This window comes from Colwellia sp. KS18-150 (assembly GCF_057551365.1).
In genome coordinates this window covers 26,117-45,033 of record NZ_BAAJMC010000003.1, presented here as the reverse complement: position 1 = coordinate 45,033, position 18,917 = coordinate 26,117, and the positions used below count along the sequence as shown (strand labels likewise).

The following is an 18,917-nucleotide window of genomic DNA, read 5'->3' as shown; positions in this document are numbered from 1 at the left end:
AAACATTACTAATTTTTTATCCTCCCTTCAACCTCCCGGAACGAGTTTTTATGGTTTTTATATTTTCATTAACTTAAGCGAGCATTTCAATATTCAGAGTGGAAACAGATTGAATTTCAAAGATGTGACTATTATTCAGTGATATACATAATTCACTTTTTGCATCGTTGGTGCTCTGCATTGAGCTAACAATAGATCCATTCAAATTTGATAGAACTTTTATACCAACAAGAAAAGAGCTTTGAACATTGCCGTATTCAATGTCTTTAGACTGGCCAGCATGTATTTTTACTGTGCGAGTTTCATTCGTTATAAACTCCCCTGAAACTAGCTCCGCAATATATAAAGTTACATTGATATTATCATTTGTGTTATTAACAAAACATTTTGAATTACTTTTCAAACCTCGCCCTTACTTCTTAAATAAAACATATCAAACACACCTTAAATTCTATTCAATATTTTTAAATATAATGTTCTTCTATTTGAAAATTAATAACCAATGATAATTTTGCATACAGGTATTCAGTATTCGCATTGCAAACGGTTATCATTAACGACATGATATGGAACCAAGGTTAAGCAATTTAAGAATATAATGACGATTACAAAATGTGGCCCCGAAGGTTTCAGGGTATGGCAAGGTTACCGCTCTGAAAGCTATCTTAATAAAAGAGATAAATTCATCGATAAACTTGGGGAGCTATTTATTCCTGCGACGGTTCAAATGATGGAGCCTGTAGGACTAAATGGATATTTTCCTGCTATATTCCCTGATACAGGGTTTCAACTTCCTGACGAAGTTGCTTTAGTAATGTATCCGTCTCAAGAGAGTTATTATTCCGCCACAAAGAACACCACACCAGGTAGAGCATATGGTGCCCTTCATGGTGCCGTCTTTAACTTTATTGATGACGGAAAAATCCCTAGAAGTAAATCAAGCTTCCCTGAGAAATATGAAGGCATTTTAACTTTAGGTCAGCCTTACTCATTACGTGAAGATGAGATTAACTGGCGTGATGGTAAAACAAAATTCTATTGCGCTCGCCGCTCTCATAATGTTTCAGTAAGTGATTATCAAGAACATATAAAGTCAGTTATTTTAGCGTGTTCAAAAGAAGACTTCTTTAATATTGATGGAAGTATCCTGGTGTGTGAACAAGACTTTATTCTCTATTGGGAGCACTCTCCATCATCCAAAACAATATTTCCTTATTTTGCGCCAGTTATAGAGAAACCTATGTTTGCCGAAAAGCCTTTAATGAGAAGTGTTCCTGAATTAAATTCTATGCCGTACGAAGGAGTCCCGTCTAAAAGTGGTGATGCTTTTGATATTAGGTTAATAGATACGAATTCGCGAAGTAGATATACACCAAGAACAGTTGAAATAGAAAATGAGGAGTGGATTAAGTTTTAGCAAAGCTACGCTGTACAGCAATATCATTCTTTTCGGATATCTCTGATTCTAATAACCATTGACGTTGTAGCTCTTCCAGCTCCTTACGCTCTTCTTCTTTGATGCTTCCATCAATAAAAAGGTGGGTTAGGGCACTGATCCTTTTAATAGTTTCATCTTGCATGCTTAAATTCCCTTTATAGCTCACTTATTCTGTATAGACTATACGTAGTTAAATGTAAATGCAACGCTGTAAAAATGGACCGATGTTATAAAATACATAGAAGTTACCAACTGTTAAAAGTTCTGCTTAAGTGCCTTGTATATATCTCCTACCACTTTCTAGGATCAGTTTTATACTTGTGTTCCATCACCTTTTTTAATTCACTAAAAGTATCTGGTAATTGTTCGAAGACTTCATTTGCAGTGCTTGAGAATATAGGCAGTGAAAAGTTTGTGCACATACCTTCTTGCCAATTATTCCAAGTATCTTTTCTTACTCTACCTGATTTACGGAGAAATATTTGTTCATTACAGAAGTCCATGTAATTATAAATTTCATTTAAAGTTTGATTTATTTCGTCACCAACTAAAGTTTTACCAAGTAGCGCGTTATATGGAATACTTTTAGATATATCTCGATATTCCTTAGAAATAGAGTCTTCAAAAGTTGTTTTTGATTGCTCTGTATTTCTCCAAACTTGATATATAGCAACCATAACACCAACTGCTGTGGCATAAGGGGCTAAGAATACATAACTTTTTAGAAACTCAATGATGACTTGCTACTCCTAGAGAGATACGCCCAAATAATGGGCAAATATCTGTTGGTTAAAATAAGCGATGCAGGAGCAAAAGCTAACGGTTTTTTGTCCTGCTTTAATGACTTGTAGCCATTACGTTAATGCTTGTTTGAAGATTTCACCGAAGTTTGAATTTTCATAATTTGTAATACCAACTTCATCCTTTCTCCCTGAGCGAATCAAATCTTGCCGATCAATAAGCTGCTCTTTGATTAATGGGCTACCGACTAAGCTTTCAATGTTTCGCTGTTCTAAATCTTCGAATGTACAAAACCAAACATTTGACTCAAAAATAAAACGTTTAATGTCTTCTATAAAATAGTTGTGGATTGTATCAACAGCTCTCAAGAAATTAGACTTATCTATTTTGCCTGAGCAAAAATAGATAAAGAGTTTTCCGATTAAGTCTGCTTTTTCAATGTCTGTGACATTATCTATGACTTGAATTAATTTGCTTGAAATCTTTTCGCTATCTGGTGATTTTGAAAAATGATGAATAGACTCTTTATCTGTTTCGTTAAGAGCATCCAATTGATAAATAAACCTACTGAGTTTTTTTAGGAAAAAGTGATCACGAATAGACATTGTCAATTCTGCAACTTTAATTGCAGAACCAAAGATTGGTATGTCTTTCAATATGCCATTATCTAAATTACCATCCAATGCTATTTCTAGAGCATTGGAAGATAAATCCTTGATTGCACTTTTATTCAACGAGAACTCCTTACTCGAATTAGTATGGCTAACGCCCTAAAAATAGTTTGCTAAAATGTTGAGGTGCGAAAACAGAAAACTGTTTTTAGTCCTTATTTATTAGCTTGTTATGTAGCGAACTCTCGATCTAAGTTTTCCCGATCACGGTTTGAAAACTTTAGATTTGTAGCCAATTTATCTACGTAGAAAACGTCATCATCTAACCACAAACCAAAATCAATTATTTTAAAATTTCCATCTCCAAAATTTATGCAAGATGAATCCAAAGGATTAAGCCCGAGAGGACTTAAAATATCGTTAGCACAATCTAAAACCTCATCAACACGTTCATATATATCATCAGCTACATGTGGCATCTTAGATTCTTCGCCTATTAGGCGTTCTATAATTAAACCGCACCCACTAACATATTTTGATTCGCATAGCTCAATGAAAGAAAGTACTTCATAAGGATCTGCAACACCATAAAAATCGGCAAAATACGTACTTATATTGATGTCTGAATGGATACATTCGTATGCTTTTAATTCAGCTCTGAACATGGCTTTAGTATAAGCATCATTATCAGCTTGATCTGTATTTGAATCGCTGATGTTTTTTCGCTTATAAGCTTTGAATACCTGTCCATTTCCTAAATCATATACATCGGAAAAGCTACCACTACCTAAGTATTTTATGTGACTCAAATGGTGACTCCTCTAGCTACATAACGCCCAAATAACAGGCTAAAAATTGTTGGCTATAATGGCGACGAAGGAGCTAAAGCCAACTGTTTTTAGTCCTTGTTAATTTGCTTGTTAGTGTGCTTAAAAACCGTACTTTGTATATGATGGGTGGTCATTATTTATTGTTGAAGAACAATAAATGCTTTTTTCATTATCATTGCTTTTATTAGTTATACCGATTGTAAATACAAATAATTTACTGACCTCTTCATCTAAGCTCTTTGGTCGCGATTTACTTTTGTAGTTAACATGTCCGAAACTTCCTGCCAAAAACCTATATTTAAGTTTAGATTTTTTGGATAGAGGGGATATTATATTTTTATACTCTTTTAAGGTTTCAGCACATAATTTTTCAGAAGGTTCGCCTATTAAAGGGGCTGTTATAGATATTGTATTTTCATCCCAAGTGTAAACAACACTGCCAACACCAATATTACCTAGCTTTAAACCTTTATCTTTTACTTTTTCCAGTAACTTAGGGGTCCAGCGATTAGTGTTATCCAATCGCATTCTTATCATTCCTATATCGAATAGGCTTGCTGGTTCATTCATTAACCAGTTTAACGATTTGGTTGGTTCTGAATTAACATTATTTCCAACAAAAAGTGTAGAAAGTAAAACATATTTGTAAAATTTCATCCAGACTATCCTTGCACACTAACAGCTTATTATGAAGACTTCTCAGTAATGACTCTCTCATAACTATAATTAAATCATTATTAATATCCCATATTTTCAGTATCTTAGAAACTAAAAATAAAATATTTTGTTAAGGCTTAGATATTACTGAGAAGTATCAGTAATATCCAATATATAATGAAAAATTATTCCAAACAATATCAATTAATTAGGGGCATAAATAGTGATTTTGGTTTATTACTGAGACTTCTCAGTAATATGACACAGCCAATTCATTAGAAAATATACAGCAAATATTTTAAAGCTTACTTCCGTAATGCAATTTACTTGACCTTAATCACACTCACTAACCAACTCATTACCGGAGCCTTGAGTTTTACAGATACCTTTATTCCTTTTAACCTCCCATTCACCTGTAGGGTCTTGCTCACTCCATTGCTCAAGCATTAGTTTCTTCTTAGAGCTAAACTAAAAGCCTAGCTTTGCACCATATTTATCTAGCATGTAAAGTTGTATACGAGCTATATCACTTCTAATTGGCTCGGATGGTTCAACTACTTTGTTCTTAGTGTCATATTCAAAATTACACTGGCCATAGGAACGACTTTCATCTTGTATAACTTTATAAGGCAGGTTACTTCTATCCGCATTCACTTCACCAATAGCAGGAGTTAAATTAACTAGATCATTATGAGCGTTACGAAAGTCTTTATTTATCTTTTGACAGCACTCGCGGCCTGATTTAAGTTTACCGCTTGATTTAACACATTGTGGAAATTGACTTCTTTCACTGCCCCAACAGACTATATTACTGCCCATTTTGCTTGCAGGAAATACATGTTCCCATTCAATCCTATTATCTCGAATATTTTGCTTACCTGAGCTTGTAATTGGTGTTCTAGGTTCATAACCACAGCTAGTTTGATCTACTTCTTTTTTATTATTAAAAGTACAGCCGCAATAGAATGATATTTGATGAACTTTATATATTTGACTTAAAGCCAACTTTTTAGCTTTACTAAATGATGAAGGTATTTGGGCTGCATATGTAGCAATAGAAATGAGCGACAACAGTAATAATATGATTCTCATAGGGTATTGGAACATATGTTTTTTACTTATGCTAGCCTACGGCAAATAAATTCAAGAAGTATAAAATCAACTCAAATCCCTATCAACAAGGTAATTATTCGTAAATATCATTTAGAAAGTAACTTCTATCAATTGTTTATGCAATCTCTTCTTTAAATTTCTGACCACAATGTTTACAAATGCGCGAGCCTGACTTAACTATTTCTTTACAAGAAGGACATTCAGGATGGTTTGTTCCTAAGATTAATAAAATAATTCCTGCAATTAGTGGGCTGATAATTAATGAGATAATTCCCCATAAAACCCACGACACGTTCCATTTATCTGCCCAAATACAAATTAAAACTGTAAATAGTATCCATAATATCCAAAACATACTTTTCTTCCTTTATTAATTTTTAATTGTGTATTTAACAAGCATATATCATCTCTACTATAGAATAAATACAAAACCTATAGTTAATGGGTGTTATAGGCCGTGGTATAATAAGCCGTAATTGATGATATTTCTATCTTTTATTTGAGGTAGAATGATATTGATTGACGATAAATTGCTTGCCTTTGGTTCTAAAGTTCGCGAGATAAGAAAACAACAAAGTATATCTCAAGAAAAACTAGCTGAGTTATCAGATACTGATAGGAGCTACATGGGACGTATTGAGCGTGGTGAAAAGAATGTTACTTTAACCAAGATATATCAAATAGCTAAAGCTTTGAAAATTGATATAACTGAGCTTTTTTAGTTTTCATATAACAGTACCTTTCGTGTGCAAATATGTGCATATGGGTAAATATGTGCAATTTACCCTAAAACTGAGTATCTCTACACAGCAATAAAACGGTTGATTTAAACTAGAGTCAACCGTAGTATACCTATGTAAACCGCTATTTTTGGATTCAAAATCCGTTGCCTTCGGGCGTGACGGTTCAAGTCCGTCTTCCGGTACCAAACATTAAACCAGCTAAATAGCTGGTTTTTTTGTGTCTTATTTTAAACTGCAGTATTGCAATATTGCAATATTCACGAAAGTTTATACTCTCTCATATCAGACATTAGTATCTAGGTGTCTTTATAGTTTTTAACTTAATCAATCGCTTATTTATTAACTATTCCAGTAAGATAGCTTTAACAAGTAATGTAGATTTCAATAAATAGCATAGCTAATTAATTTGATGTAGGAAGTTAGCTCAACTATAGTTACTATTATGAATAAATAGACAAATTACAGGTTGACGTAAAATCACTTCTACAATAAAAAACAATAGGTTGTGGTATGTAATATTATTCCTAGGTTATATTTTTTCAGGCCAATTACTTTCAGCTATTTCCTTTCAAAGCCAAGTTATTCCTATTTGGTTACCTGCAGGTATTGCATTAATTGGCTGTTACCTTTGGTGGTGGCGTTTTTTCCCTGCAGTGTTCCTTGCTTCTTTTATTGTTAATTTTTCTATTATTCCCGACTTTGAATTTAGTTTAGTTTTCTCTACTGCAGGTATTCAAAATGGGTTTATTGCTTTTGGAAGCATGTTACAAGCGATTGTTGGAGCTGCCTTATTACGTTATTGGTTGGGTAACCCTTTTGAGCAATGGCAAAATTCAAAAACAATTCACTTTGTATTCATTGTCGGGATCTTTATAAACCTTATTGCTGCCAATATTGGCGTTTATGCTTTAAGTATTTTTAATTCCGGATATGATTTTGAAAACTTCCAATTGAACATGGTTTATTGGTGGTTTAGTGATTCTTTAGGGGTATTATTTATTGCTCCACTTTTTTTTAGCATTCTTAACTTTAGACGATTAAAAATAAACCAACGCAAAGCAAGAATCACAATAATAAGTTCAGTGGTTGTACTATTCACTATTGCAGCGTTAATCACTCAGTTTTTTGTTACTAAGCTAAATGTTAATTCAGAGAGGTTCGTTAAAAAAGAAGCAAGAATTATAGAAAATGGTATTCATCGGCAAATAAATAGCGCGATTAATCAGTTAAGAGATTTAGCTATCTTTATTCAAAATACACCGTCTATCAATCAGGCATTGTTTCGCTCATATGTCAGCAGCATTGATAGTCATTCAACAGCGATTAAAGCGATGTCATGGAACCCTATTATTTCTCAGCAAGATAAAATACGTCATGAACAAGAGCTAATCCAGATACATTCCAGTAATGTTTCTATTAAAGGAAATTCAATACTTAGTAGTGATCCCATCGTTTATGTCAGGTTAATTAGTCCAGTGAAAGGTAATGAAAAAGCGATTGGTTTTAATGTGTTTTCAAATCCATCACGAAAGAACACACTGAATAATGCTATAGAAAGTTACCAGCCTAAAGCGACACCGATTATTCAGTTAGTACAATCAGATCAAAAAGAGCCGGCATTTTTATTATTTTATCCCGTCTTTAACAAGCCTCTTACTGAAGAGGGAAGAAGAAGCAAGCAGTTGATAGGTTTTGCTACGGCGGTATTTTTAGCTGAAAACTTGCTAATCAATGCATTTACTCCAGAACAACAAAAACTATTCTTTTATGAATTTTTTGAAGTAGGCAAGCAGCAATGGTTTATTAGTAATGCAGAAAAAAAAGAAAACCTAGTATTAACATTGCCAACTAGTTCAGCGCACTTCTCTGGTACTTTTACTGTTGCGGGGCAAAAGTGGCAGTATAATTTATTAGCCAACAAAAAATATATTACTCATCAGTTGAGTGAAGAGTTTTTAGTGCTATATATATTTCTTGTGGTGATAGTGATCACAATTATTACTTCATTATTATTAATGAATAATCGCCAGTTGGCCTTAGATAGCTTAGTTAACCAGCGTACTGAGTCGCTAAACGTTGCTGTTGAAGAGGCAAATTATGCCAATCAGGCAAAGAGTCAGTTTTTAGCCAATATGAGTCATGAAATCCGTACACCAATGAACTCAGTGCTTGGCTTCGCTGTGTTGGCGAAAGATTCCGATGATATTAACGAAATTAAATCTTTTGTTGATAACATAGCCATTTCTTCAGATTTATTACTGCATATAGTTAATGACATATTAGATATCTCTAAAATTGAGTCCAAAAAATTATTACTTAATCATGATTTTGTCGATTTACATCGAGTGTTAAAGAGAGTCCATAGTATCTTTGAAGCACAAGCTTTAGAAAAAAAACTACAATGGCAGTTAGTTGATAATATACCTGAGCAAATATTTTTTAAAGGGGATCAAATTCGTATTGAGCAAGTGTTAATAAACTTATGTGGCAATGCGATGAAGTTCACTCAGCAAGGTGGTGTTACCTTAACGGCTGAGTTATTGGGGCAAGTAGACAATAAAGCGCATATTCAAATACAAGTACAAGATACCGGTATTGGAATTGCCGAAAAAAACATTTCTCAGTTATTTAAACCTTTTACTCAGGCTGATACGTCTACATCGCGCGATTTCGGCGGCACAGGGTTAGGCTTAACTATCGCTAAAAAACTTAGCCAATTAATGATGGGCGATATCCAAGTGTCGAGCGTTAAAGGGGAGGGAGCAACGTTTACCTTCACCTGCCAATTAGCTATTTCTGTCAATGAAACTAAAGCCGCTTCACCCCAAGTTACCCTCGAAGAAAATTTATCGACATTAAAAGTGTTAGTTGCCGAAGATAATAAGATTAATCAGGTATTAATAAAGACTATTTTAAAGAAGTTAGGTATAGATGCTGTATTAGTTGAAAATGGCCAACTTGCCATTGATTACATAAAAAAAGAGCAGGTTGACGTTGTGCTAATGGATTGCCAAATGCCTGTGCTAGACGGTTATCAAGCCACTAAAACCATTCGTTCTTTTCCTGAATATAATCATATTGCTATTTTTGCATTAACTGCAGATGTTGATGAACAAAGTAAAGAAAAGGCCAAGGAAACTGGTTTTGATAAACACTTAGCAAAACCTATCGACTTCGAAGAGCTAACGCAAAGTTTACTAAGTGTATTAACAAAAAATAGTTAGGAAATAACATTTGATTAAATATTACGCTGATAAAGCGTGATAATTTTTATGATGATATTAAATGGACTAAGATAACGTACGCTTTAAAAATAAACTCGCTTTACTTATTTGTATTATCTACGGGGTTAAATGACCTCATCTAATGATAAAAATTTTTCTAGCAGGGTATCTTTACTCTCATTATGGTTTGGATCTGGTTTGACGCAGTCTATCGGGCAAACATCAACACAAGTAGGTTTATCATAATGGCCAACGCATTCAGTACATCTTGCTGTATCAATTTCGTATATATGTTCTCCTAACGATATCGCCTCATTTGGGCATTCAGGCTCACACATGTCACAGTTGATACAGGAGCTTTCAATAAATAATGCCATTACCTTGTTACCTATGAATCCGCTTGGTTTTGTGTAAATGGCTGACGAGTTGTTCCTCCGTCAGTTAAATAACGCATTATGATAGCAAATGACAAATCTAACTCGGTTGATAATTCAATAGCGACTTTATGACCTGAGCCTTTAGCGTCGGTAATAATTTCTCCATTTTTAGAGTTGACCATATGTTCTAAGGTAAAACTGACGTTACCTTGAGGGGTCATCAACTCAAGTTCATCACCAACAAGAAATTTATTTTTTACATCGATTTCAATGAGGTTGGTTTTTTCACATCTTCCAGTGACTTCACCAACGAATTGCTGGCTGTCACTTTTTGAATATCCGTAATCATAGTTTTGCATATCTGAAGGGCGATGACGTTTTAAGAAGCCTGCGGTATAGCCTCGGTGGGCTAAATGCTCCAAATCAGAGTTTAGTTTGTTATTAAAGGGCTTATTCGCTAACGCGTCACTAATTGCTTGTTGGTAAATTTGTGCGGTACGTGCACAATAATAGAAAGATTTAGTTCTACCTTCAATTTTTAAAGAATGCACACCAATTTTTACTAGCCGTTCAACATGTTCAACGGCGCGTAAATCTTTTGAATTCATTATATAGGTGCCATGTTCATCTTCAAAAGCAGGCATGTATTCACCCGGTCTACCTTGCTCTTGCAGTAAAACGACATCATTAATCGGCTTATTTTCTGTAAATTGGGTATCAGCTGTTACAATTTCTTTGTTTGGTGTATAAATCTTTGCAGGCGCTATGGCAACAATGTCGCCAGTCTCTGTTTCTTTAGCGTTATGGCTGTCATATTTCCAGCGGCATGAATTGGTACAAGTGCCTTGGTTCGGGTCTCGTTTATTTATATATCCTGATAATAAACATCGGCCAGAATATGCCATACATAATGCCCCATGCACGAAAACTTCTAATTCCATTTCTGGGCAATGAAAGCGAATATCTTCAATTTCATCTAAGGATAACTCTCGGGATAAAATGACTCGTTCAACCCCTTGAGCATACCAAAACTTAACTGTTGCCCAATTCACAGCGTTAGCTTGAACTGATAAATGTATTGCCATGTCGGGAAAACTCTGACGAACTAACATGATCAAACCGGGATCTGACATGATCAACGCATCTGGTTTCATTGCAATTAACGGTGCAATATCTTTGATGAAGGTTTTTAATTTACTATTATGTGGTGCGATATTGTTGACTAGGTAAAACTTTTTGCCTAAAGAATGCGCTTCATTAATGCCCGTTTTAATATTATCTAAAGAAAACTCATTATTTCTAACCCTAAGGGAGTAGCGGGGTTGTCCTGCATAAACAGCATCAGCACCATAAGCAAAGGCATATCGCATATTTTTAAGGCTACCAGCAGGTGAAAGTAATTCAGGCTTAAACATAATATGATCTTTTAAATACGCTCGACAATCGAGCCAAAAAATTTAGGCGCATATTTTATATTAAAAGCCGTAGTGATAGAGTATTCAAAAACATTAAAAGCTTGATGGAAATCAATGTTATTGCGAATAAATTATTGCCGATAAACAGAATCAAGCAATATGACCGTATTTTTATACAATATTGAAAAACAGTAAAAAAAACTCTTGGAGATAAGAGAAATTGTGCTACTTTTAAGTTGTAGAGTTAGTTTTGTACAATAATAAATAGGGGAATTCTATGGCGACTGAAAATGCTTTATATACAATTTTAATGGAAAAAATTAAACAAGATGCGTTAGTGTTGCCTACCTTGCCTGAAGTGGCGTTAAAAGTTCGACAAGCAGCAGATGATACCGATATTAATTTAGGGCAAATGAGTGATATTATTTCACAAGATCCTGCGTTAGCTCTTGGTATGATTAAAGTAGCTAATAGTGCTTTATTAGGGCGAAGTATCAAAGTTGAAACTGTTTCTCAAGCTACCACTCGCATTGGCTTAAGACAAATTAAAAGTATTGCTACTGCTATGGCGCTTGAGCAGGTATTTGTTTCAGAAAATGATGTTGTGACTATGTATATGAAAAAGTCATGGCGAAAAACGGTTGATATTGCTTCAGTAGCCATTAGTTTAATGAGCATATATTTAAAAGAAAATAAGCACACACCGTTAACATTAGACACTATTACCTTAGCGGCGTTAGTTCATAATATTGGTGTTTTGCCTATCTTAACGGAAGCTGAGCAACATCCAGACATCTTCGCAAATCCTACTTTTTTACAACAAGCTATTATTAAATTATCTGGAAAAATTGGCGGCACAATTACTCGAGCTTGGGAGTTTACAGATGAGCTTACTCTCTTGGTTGAAAGTTGGAGTGACTTAACCATTTTACCTAAAGAAGTTCACTATTTAGATTTTATCCGGGCAGGGGCTATTTATCATAATATTTTCAAGAATGGCTCAACCCAAGAAGTATTATTAAACAGTTATGTAAAAAAAGGTATTTTGCCTGACGTAGACTTTATGAAAGGTGATGACTTTAAAGCCTTATGTTCAGATGTTAAGTCTATGTTTAGCTAATACTTAATTAACTTGAACCCGATTTAAGAGATATTTAGGCCGTAATAAAAAAACAGCTGAAAAGCTGTTTTTTTGTTTTAAGAAAGCTCGCACTAAATGTTGAACATTTTTTCAGTGGTATCTAACATCCGGTTAGCAAATCCCCACTCGTTATCACACCATATTAACATCTTTACCAAACGCATATGACTAACGCGTGTTTGATTACCATCCACAATACAAGAATGAGAGTCATGATTGAAGTCAGCTGACACCAAAGGCTCTTCGGTGTACGACAAAATACCTTGTAAACCATGTTCTGTGAGCGACTTACGCTGATTTTCTATTATGACTTGGTTAATGTCTTCAATAGTGACATCTTCATTAACCGTAATACTTAAATCCATTGCGGTAACATTGATGGTAGGTATACGCACCGCTATCGCTTCAAAACGACTTTTGAATTTAGGTAAAATTCTTTCAATACCTAAGGCGAGTTTGGTATCTACAGGAATAATAGACTGACTAGCAGCACGTGAACGACGTAAATCAGGATGATAAGCATCAATGACTTGTTGATCATGCATGGATGAATGTATGGTGGTAATTGTGCCACTTTCAATTCCAAAGGCATCATCAAGTACTTTAATAACGGGAACAATACAGTTAGTTGTGCAAGAGCCATTAGAGACAATGCGGTGGTCATTATTTAGTAGTTGGTGATTAACACCATAAATAATAGTTGCGTCTACGTCGTGGCTAGCAGGGTGAGAAAAAAGTACTTTTTTCGCCCCTTGTTTTATATGGGCAAGGCCATCGGCTTTACTGCCAAACTTACCGGTACAATCTAATACAATGTCTACTTGGTGTTCTTTCCATGGTAAGTCAGATAAGTTTTCAACGTGAGACAAAGCAATTTTACTTTGGCTGATTACCAAATTTCCATCGTGTAATTCAACAGGAAAAGCGAAGCGGCCATGCGTACTATCGTATTTTAATAGGTGTGCAATTCCATCCGCAGGCGCCAGATCGTTAATAGCGACAATATTAAATAGCTCAGTTTTGCCACTTTCATAAATAGCTCTAACAATGCTACGACCGATACGACCAAAGCCGTTAATAGCAATATTTATCATAAGTTTCTTTCATTTTTTCGCTAAAGAAAAAGCCACAAGCTACAAGTGATTTTGTAGCTTGTGGCTTTATAGTTTTCACTTTTTTATAATGCGTTTACTGTATTAATGACATTATCAACAGTGAAACCGAAGTGTTCAAGTAATACATTACCTGGTGCAGACTCACCAAATGTTGTCATACCGACAACAGCACCACTAAGGCCAACATATTTAGCCCAGAAATCTACATGTGCTGCTTCAATGGCAACACGTTTAGTAACATTTGCTGGTAAAACTGACTCTTTGTACTCACTTGACTGTGCGTCAAAGATGTTAGTAGATGGCATAGACACTACGCGAACTTTTTTACCTTGCTCTGCTAATGCTTTTGCTGAGTCAACCGCTAAGCCAACTTCAGAGCCTGTTGCCATTAAGATAACTTCAGGCGTTCCGTCACAATCTTGTAAAATGTAACCGCCTTTAGCGATATCAGTAACTTGAGCTTGGCTACGTGTCATAGCGGGTAAACCTTGACGAGAGAAAACCAAAGCTGAAGGCGCTTTTTGGTTTTGTACCGCGGCTTTCCATGCAACAGCAGACTCAGTAGCATCACAAGGGCGCCATGTCGTTAAGTTTGGAGTGGTACGCAAGTTAGTTAATTGCTCAATAGGTTGATGCGTCGGACCATCTTCACCTTGGCCAATTGAGTCATGGGTGTAAACAAAAATGTTTTGAATGCCCATAAGTGCAGACATACGTACAGCATTACGCGCGTACTCCATGAACATCATGAAAGTAGCACCGTAATTGATGAAGCCGCCATGTAATGAAATACCGTTCATGATGCCGCTCATACCAAATTCACGTACACCGTAAAAAATGTAGTTACCGGCAGCATCTGTTTCAATACCTTTTGAACCAGACCATAAGGTTAAATTAGAGCCAGCTAAATCGGCAGAGCCACCAAGCATTTCAGGTAATACTTTACCGAAAGCTTCTATCGCATTTTGTGATGCTTTACGTGACGCAATGTTTTCACTACTTTCGTGGCATTCTTGAATGAAAGCATTGGCTTTCTCTTCAAAATCTTGTGGTAGTTCACCTTTAATAACACGGCGTTCAAATTCGCCAGCTAATTCTGGATGAGCTGCTTGATAAGCACTGAATTTTTCATTCCAGCTTACTTGCTTTGCTTGACCTTTTTCGTTTTGATCCCATTGGGCGTAAACATTTTCAGGTACTTCAAATGGGGCATGTTGCCAGTTTAAAAAGTCGCGAGTTGCTTGAACTTCTTCATCACCTAATGGTGCGCCATGACAATTGTGCGTGCCTGATTTATTCGGAGAGCCAAAACCGATAATGGTTTTACAACAAATCATGCTTGGCTTATCAGTCACTGATTTTGCTTCTGCAATAGCGGCAGAAATTGCTTGTGAGTCATGACCATCAACACTAATAACATGCCAGCCGTACGATTCAAAACGTGCAGGGGTGTTATCAGTAAACCAACCTTCAACGTGACCGTCGATTGAGATGCCGTTGTCATCCCAAAAAGTAATTAATTTACCTAAACCTAAAGTACCAGCCAATGAACAAGCTTCATGAGAGATACCTTCCATTAAACAACCGTCACCTAAGAAACAATAGGTGAAGTGATCAACAATATCGTGATCTTCACGGTTAAATTGTGCCGCTAAGGTTTTTTCTGCAATCGCCATACCGACAGCATTTGAAATACCAGCGCCAAGAGGGCCAGTTGTGGTTTCAACACCAGGAGTGTAACCATATTCAGGGTGACCAGGAGTTTTAGAGTGTAATTGACGGAAGTTTCTTAAGTCATCAATAGATAAATCATAACCAGATAAATGCAATAAAGAATAAATTAACATTGAACCATGGCCATTAGAAAGCACGAATCTATCGCGATCAGCCCAGTTAGGATCACTTGGGTTGTGCTTTAGAAAATCACGCCATAACACTTCGGCGATATCGGCCATTCCCATTGGGGCACCTGGGTGTCCTGATTTTGCTTTTTGTACGGCATCCATACTTAAAACGCGAATGGCATTGGCTAGTTCTTGACGCGACGACATATTGGCTCCAGTTCTACTGATTTTTGAAGAGGTTTTTTACACCCATAATAATAATTGCGCGTATTTTCTCTTACCCTAAGGGTGATCGCAAATTAAATTGCATATTTTGTTATATTTTTTTATAAAAGTTTTCATGTTATAGAACATATCTGAAAAGAAGGCGGGAGTATGGTTTGAGCTGTGCTTGACAATAGTGCTAGTATCTTTAATTACTTTCATACTTAATTCATTGATTCGCGATATAAAAATAATGCTAAATAATCTTCAACGCTTTTATCTTGCCATAATTATCTATCTAGTCGTTTGTCTCAGTATTGTCTTATTTATCGAACCATTATCATTCATTAGTTTTATTGGTCCAATTGCCGGTATAACCACGGCATTAATTATTTTTCTAGGCTCTAATGTTTTATTAGTCACTATCCCTATTGTAATTGCATTTTCAGGGATCTTATTTTGGCACTTTCAAGTTAACATCAACTTAGCGATGGTAATCATTACGGTTTTAGCCATCATGATGCAAAGTTATTGGGCTAAACAATTAACTTTAAAAGAAATTCATCAACAAAAATGGCTTAAATCACGACAAGTCTTATTAGTCTTTCTTTTTAAAATCGGTCCCTTAACTGCGATAGTGTCTTCGAGCACTATATTAGTAATTACCATGTTAGATAACGAGACATTAGCGGGTAATTTATTATATACCTTCCTAAGTAGTTGGTCGGCTAGCGTATTATTTTCAATATTTTTTACACCATTATTATTGCTTACACAAAAAAGGCAGCAGTTAAAATCTTCAAAACGATATTTTATTATTTTAGCCTCCTCTTTAGCTTTTGTGTCCATCAGTTTGTTGTTTAAAATCTCTCAGAATGCACAATTACATAATCGTGAAGATATGTTCGAGCGAGTGAAGAGTGGGGTGGAGGAAGCCATAAAGCAAGAAGTGTCATTAGCGGTAAATGAATTAAATAGTTTATCTGCTTTTGTAAAAGCCAGTGGAAAGGTAACGGCTGCTGAATTTTCACTTTTTGCAGAACAAATATATCGTGAAAACTCGGCTATTAGAGCGCTTGAATGGGCTCCCATCGTGGCAGATAAATATCGTGCGAGTTATGAAAAGCAAGAAAGTACAATTATGGAACGAAGCAATACTTCTCTAATGAAAAGTGCAGCTAAAAGAGATGTTTACGCACCTGTTCGCTTTGTTTATCCATTATTAGGTAATCGTATTATTTTAGGTTTCGACGTTTTAACTAATTCAGCCGATGTAGTATCTATGGACAATGTGATGGCTAGTAGTGAAGTTATTGCGAGTGCGCCTATAAACTTGATTCAAGACGATCATAGTAATCCAGGTATTTTATTTGTTTCTTCAGTTCACGATACCAATAAGCAGATAATAAACCCTTTTAATGAGCCTAATCATGAAAGCTTGCTAGGGTTTGTTATCGCTGTTGTTCAATTTGAAGAGTTTTTTCGTCAAGTAGACAAGTTAACCACAAGTGGTACCGATTTATTTATTGAAGATATTAGCTCTGTTGAGCCGTATATACTTTTTGGCCAACAAATTTCGCATCCTAATCGACATGTTGAGCAACTTGAATTGAGTATTTATTCACGACAATGGCGTATTAGCTTCGTTGAACAACAATCTTGGCAAATGCAGAAAAAAAACTGGCAAGCATGGGGAATGTTGCTTGGGGTTACTTTGGGTGGAGTGGTATTTCAATTACTTATCTTAATGATGGCTGTCTATTCAAGCGAGTTAAGTGTGCAAGTAAGGCGAAAAACTCAAGAGTTAATATTAGCTAAAGACCAATCTGATCATGAAAGTATTGCGAAAACAGAGTTTTTAAACACGCTAAATAAAGAGCTACAAACTCCTTTGCAGGCGATCAAATCATTTATCGAGCAATTAAAAAAGGTACAGCAACAAGAACAAGCTACTATCATTAATAATATCGACTTAGCACAGAAAAGCATGAGTCAATTACTGGATATGGTTGTTGACTTATCAAAGATTGAATCAAGAGAATTATTTGTTAAATCAGAGCCATTTGATTTTCATGGGTTTTTAGCTCGTGTGGATGAAGTCCTTAAAGTTCAAAACAAGATGACCAATAGAAACCTTACGCTGTTAATTGATCCCGCTGTTCCTCATTTCATTAGCAGTGATGAACTACGCATTCAGCAGTTTTTAATTGCCTTATGTGAAAGTGTCCACGGGCTTTATGCGATGGACGACCTTCGCCTAACCGTAAAGGTTCACCACCATCAGTTAAAAGCCTCAACTTTATTGTTTATTTTTACAGAACATGATGGCGTAAAATCAGAGGGTAAATCACCGTTTGAAGAATATATTTCAGCAGATGTCGCTCAATACAGTACACAAATGGCGATGGTAAAAGAGATTTGTCAGTTAATGAAAGGGGATGTCAGTCTTGGCATAACCAATACTGGTGAAAAGATTTTAACCGCGGTTATAAAAATTACCCAAACTACCCATGAGCAGCAACAAAATTATCAAGCACGCTTATTTGATGAAAAGCATGATAGTTAAGGTAATTGTTTTATATAGTTGAATATTTTACTTGTATTATAAAATTAAATAGTTTAGTTTTTAATCAGGTTGTACATTTGCCCAACTAGTTTTAGGGCACACATATTCTAACAACCAAGCATTATAATAAGGTAAATCATGAATAAGTCATCCTCTAGGGGATTAAAGCTGACGACGGTTATTCTGGCAGTGCTAGTTATGGCCGTATCAGCAATATTGAGTAACACCTCAATAGCTGATGACATGGAAGTAAAAACAGTGCAATCAGAAAAATAATGATCGAACTACAGTGTGTTTGAATGCTGTGCGCTTTGATAATGTATTGTATACCTTAGGGTAAGATCATAATTACAAATGGAAATTTAAGCCTCAACTATGCATTTATGTGTGGTTGAGGCTTTTTTCTTTGCGAAATCAAATAATCCGGTTAGTATTTTCATACCGTTATGCTGCGATAATCAAATATACGCCATACTTGCCCCTATTCATTTTGTGATTAACCAAAATTTGATGGTTATCGTGAGATTCAAATAGATTAAGAAAATTATTAATTCTCTCTCTGTTTAGTTAAGAAGCTCTAACCCCAGTTCAAAACATTATGCATGTAATTTATTGCTGTACCGTAAGTCAGTAAAGAGATCTTATATAATTAAATTAAGTAGAGTGGCTGTATAGCCGTTACTAAATAGTGGTTTTTATTTATCCTTTAACCTTTTAAATAATCATTCTTATATGAAATTGTTAACAATGCACTTTGAACAATAAACAATATTGTGCTAGTTTTTAATACGATTGCTGTATGAAATTTCAGCATCAAAGTGGTATGGATGATATAGCATTGATTAACTTAACTTTATTGCGTAATTCATCATTATGATGGCTAAAGTGATGTCTAATT

The 18,917-nt window shown here is 35.3% G+C and carries 17 protein-coding genes, 1 tRNA gene and 1 pseudogene; 7 read left to right on the top strand and 12 right to left on the bottom strand.

Annotated elements, in window-relative coordinates:
• Positions 1 to 73 precede the first annotated feature (73 nt).
• A complete protein-coding gene (locus AC27IF_RS05725) occupies positions 74 to 403 on the bottom strand; it encodes a hypothetical protein (RefSeq protein WP_487052824.1) in 330 nt (109 codons plus the stop codon).
• 195 nt (positions 404 to 598) lie between these two features.
• Between AC27IF_RS05725 and AC27IF_RS05720 the strand changes: the two genes are divergently transcribed.
• Positions 599 to 1,417: a hypothetical protein gene (locus tag AC27IF_RS05720; RefSeq protein WP_487052823.1), complete on the top strand. Its 819-nt coding sequence runs from the start codon at positions 599 to 601 to the stop codon at positions 1,415 to 1,417.
• Here AC27IF_RS05720 and AC27IF_RS05715 read toward each other — a convergent pair.
• The 7 genes and pseudogenes from AC27IF_RS05715 to AC27IF_RS05685 form a co-directional block, all read right to left on the bottom strand.
• A complete protein-coding gene (locus AC27IF_RS05715) occupies positions 1,407 to 1,580 on the bottom strand; it encodes a hypothetical protein (protein WP_487052821.1) in 174 nt (57 codons plus the stop codon). The two genes, AC27IF_RS05720 and AC27IF_RS05715, sit on opposite strands and share 11 nt — an antisense overlap.
• 148 nt (positions 1,581 to 1,728) lie before the next feature.
• Positions 1,729 to 2,115, bottom strand: coding sequence for a hypothetical protein (locus AC27IF_RS05710; protein WP_487052819.1), 387 nt, complete (start codon positions 2,113 to 2,115; stop codon positions 1,729 to 1,731).
• A 177-nt stretch (positions 2,116 to 2,292) separates the two neighbouring features.
• Positions 2,293 to 2,913, bottom strand: coding sequence for a hypothetical protein (locus AC27IF_RS05705; RefSeq protein WP_487052817.1), 621 nt, complete (start codon positions 2,911 to 2,913; stop codon positions 2,293 to 2,295).
• Between the two features lie 107 nt (positions 2,914 to 3,020).
• Positions 3,021 to 3,599, bottom strand: a complete 579-nt coding sequence (locus AC27IF_RS05700) for a protein kinase family protein (protein ID WP_487052816.1) — start codon at positions 3,597 to 3,599, stop codon at positions 3,021 to 3,023.
• 120 nt (positions 3,600 to 3,719) lie between these two features.
• Positions 3,720 to 4,277: a hypothetical protein gene (locus tag AC27IF_RS05695; RefSeq protein ID WP_487052814.1), complete on the bottom strand. Its 558-nt coding sequence runs from the start codon at positions 4,275 to 4,277 to the stop codon at positions 3,720 to 3,722.
• A 333-nt stretch (positions 4,278 to 4,610) separates the two neighbouring features.
• Positions 4,611 to 5,369 (bottom strand): annotated as a pseudogene (locus tag AC27IF_RS05690) (endonuclease).
• A gap of 136 nt (positions 5,370 to 5,505) precedes the next feature.
• Positions 5,506 to 5,745, bottom strand: coding sequence for a zinc ribbon domain-containing protein (locus AC27IF_RS05685; protein WP_487052812.1), 240 nt, complete (start codon positions 5,743 to 5,745; stop codon positions 5,506 to 5,508).
• Positions 5,746 to 5,908: 163 nt separating this feature from the next.
• Here AC27IF_RS05685 and AC27IF_RS05680 point away from each other — a divergent pair, with 163 nt between their 5' ends.
• The 3 genes from AC27IF_RS05680 to AC27IF_RS05670 all read left to right on the top strand — a co-directional run bounded on the left by AC27IF_RS05680 (position 5,909) and on the right by AC27IF_RS05670 (position 9,357).
• On the top strand, positions 5,909 to 6,112 hold the full coding sequence (locus AC27IF_RS05680; protein ID WP_487053322.1) for a helix-turn-helix domain-containing protein: 204 nt from the start codon (positions 5,909 to 5,911) through the stop codon (positions 6,110 to 6,112).
• A gap of 118 nt (positions 6,113 to 6,230) precedes the next feature.
• Positions 6,231 to 6,318 (top strand) — tRNA-Leu (locus AC27IF_RS05675).
• Between the two features lie 318 nt (positions 6,319 to 6,636).
• Positions 6,637 to 9,357, top strand: a complete 2,721-nt coding sequence (locus AC27IF_RS05670; protein WP_487052810.1) for a CHASE domain-containing protein — start codon at positions 6,637 to 6,639, stop codon at positions 9,355 to 9,357.
• A 125-nt stretch (positions 9,358 to 9,482) separates the two neighbouring features.
• On the opposite strand, the gene AC27IF_RS05665 is transcribed toward AC27IF_RS05670, so the two are convergent.
• Both AC27IF_RS05665 and trhP read right to left on the bottom strand, forming a co-directional pair.
• On the bottom strand, positions 9,483 to 9,734 hold the full coding sequence (locus AC27IF_RS05665; protein ID WP_487052809.1) for a YfhL family 4Fe-4S dicluster ferredoxin: 252 nt from the start codon (positions 9,732 to 9,734) through the stop codon (positions 9,483 to 9,485).
• A gap of 11 nt (positions 9,735 to 9,745) precedes the next feature.
• A complete protein-coding gene (gene trhP, locus AC27IF_RS05660) occupies positions 9,746 to 11,149 on the bottom strand; it encodes a prephenate-dependent tRNA uridine(34) hydroxylase TrhP (RefSeq protein WP_487052808.1) in 1,404 nt (467 codons plus the stop codon).
• Between the two features lie 277 nt (positions 11,150 to 11,426).
• On the opposite strand from trhP, the gene AC27IF_RS05655 reads away from it, so the two are divergent.
• Positions 11,427 to 12,269, top strand: a complete 843-nt coding sequence (locus AC27IF_RS05655) for an HDOD domain-containing protein (protein ID WP_487052807.1) — start codon at positions 11,427 to 11,429, stop codon at positions 12,267 to 12,269.
• Between the two features lie 92 nt (positions 12,270 to 12,361).
• On the opposite strand, the gene epd is transcribed toward AC27IF_RS05655, so the two are convergent.
• Together epd and tkt are read right to left on the bottom strand one after the other, a co-directional pair.
• Complete coding sequence (epd, locus tag AC27IF_RS05650) at positions 12,362 to 13,384, bottom strand: erythrose-4-phosphate dehydrogenase (RefSeq protein WP_487052806.1); 1,023 nt, start codon at positions 13,382 to 13,384, stop codon at positions 12,362 to 12,364.
• 83 nt (positions 13,385 to 13,467) lie between these two features.
• Positions 13,468 to 15,456 (bottom strand): transketolase, encoded by a 1,989-nt coding sequence (gene tkt, locus AC27IF_RS05645; RefSeq protein ID WP_487052805.1) that lies wholly within the window; start codon positions 15,454 to 15,456, stop codon positions 13,468 to 13,470.
• Between the two features lie 250 nt (positions 15,457 to 15,706).
• Here tkt and AC27IF_RS05640 point away from each other — a divergent pair, with 250 nt between their 5' ends.
• A complete protein-coding gene (locus tag AC27IF_RS05640) occupies positions 15,707 to 18,019 on the top strand; it encodes a sensor histidine kinase (protein WP_487052804.1) in 2,313 nt (770 codons plus the stop codon).
• 138 nt (positions 18,020 to 18,157) lie between these two features.
• Complete coding sequence (locus AC27IF_RS05635; protein ID WP_487052803.1) at positions 18,158 to 18,295, top strand: hypothetical protein; 138 nt, start codon at positions 18,158 to 18,160, stop codon at positions 18,293 to 18,295.
• The last annotated feature ends 622 nt before the right edge of the window (positions 18,296 to 18,917 follow it).

Excerpts from the sequence above, each read along its gene's own strand:
- AC27IF_RS05720 (WP_487052823.1), top strand. The coding sequence starts at position 599 with ATGACGATTACAAAATGTGGCCCCGAAGGTTTCAGGGTATGGCAAGGT.
- AC27IF_RS05715 (WP_487052821.1), bottom strand. The coding sequence starts at position 1,580 with ATGCAAGATGAAACTATTAAAAGGATCAGTGCCCTAACCCACCTTTTT.
- AC27IF_RS05710 (WP_487052819.1), bottom strand. The coding sequence starts at position 2,115 with ATGGTTGCTATATATCAAGTTTGGAGAAATACAGAGCAATCAAAAACA.
- AC27IF_RS05695 (WP_487052814.1), bottom strand. The coding sequence starts at position 4,277 with ATGAAATTTTACAAATATGTTTTACTTTCTACACTTTTTGTTGGAAAT.
- AC27IF_RS05685 (WP_487052812.1), bottom strand. The coding sequence starts at position 5,745 with ATGTTTTGGATATTATGGATACTATTTACAGTTTTAATTTGTATTTGG.
- AC27IF_RS05665 (WP_487052809.1), bottom strand. The coding sequence starts at position 9,734 with ATGGCATTATTTATTGAAAGCTCCTGTATCAACTGTGACATGTGTGAG.
- trhP (WP_487052808.1), bottom strand. The coding sequence starts at position 11,149 with ATGTTTAAGCCTGAATTACTTTCACCTGCTGGTAGCCTTAAAAATATG.
- AC27IF_RS05655 (WP_487052807.1), top strand. The coding sequence starts at position 11,427 with ATGGCGACTGAAAATGCTTTATATACAATTTTAATGGAAAAAATTAAA.
- epd (WP_487052806.1), bottom strand. The coding sequence starts at position 13,384 with ATGATAAATATTGCTATTAACGGCTTTGGTCGTATCGGTCGTAGCATT.
- tkt (WP_487052805.1), bottom strand. The coding sequence starts at position 15,456 with ATGTCGTCGCGTCAAGAACTAGCCAATGCCATTCGCGTTTTAAGTATG.
- AC27IF_RS05640 (WP_487052804.1), top strand. The coding sequence starts at position 15,707 with ATGCTAAATAATCTTCAACGCTTTTATCTTGCCATAATTATCTATCTA.
- AC27IF_RS05635 (WP_487052803.1), top strand. The coding sequence starts at position 18,158 with ATGAATAAGTCATCCTCTAGGGGATTAAAGCTGACGACGGTTATTCTG.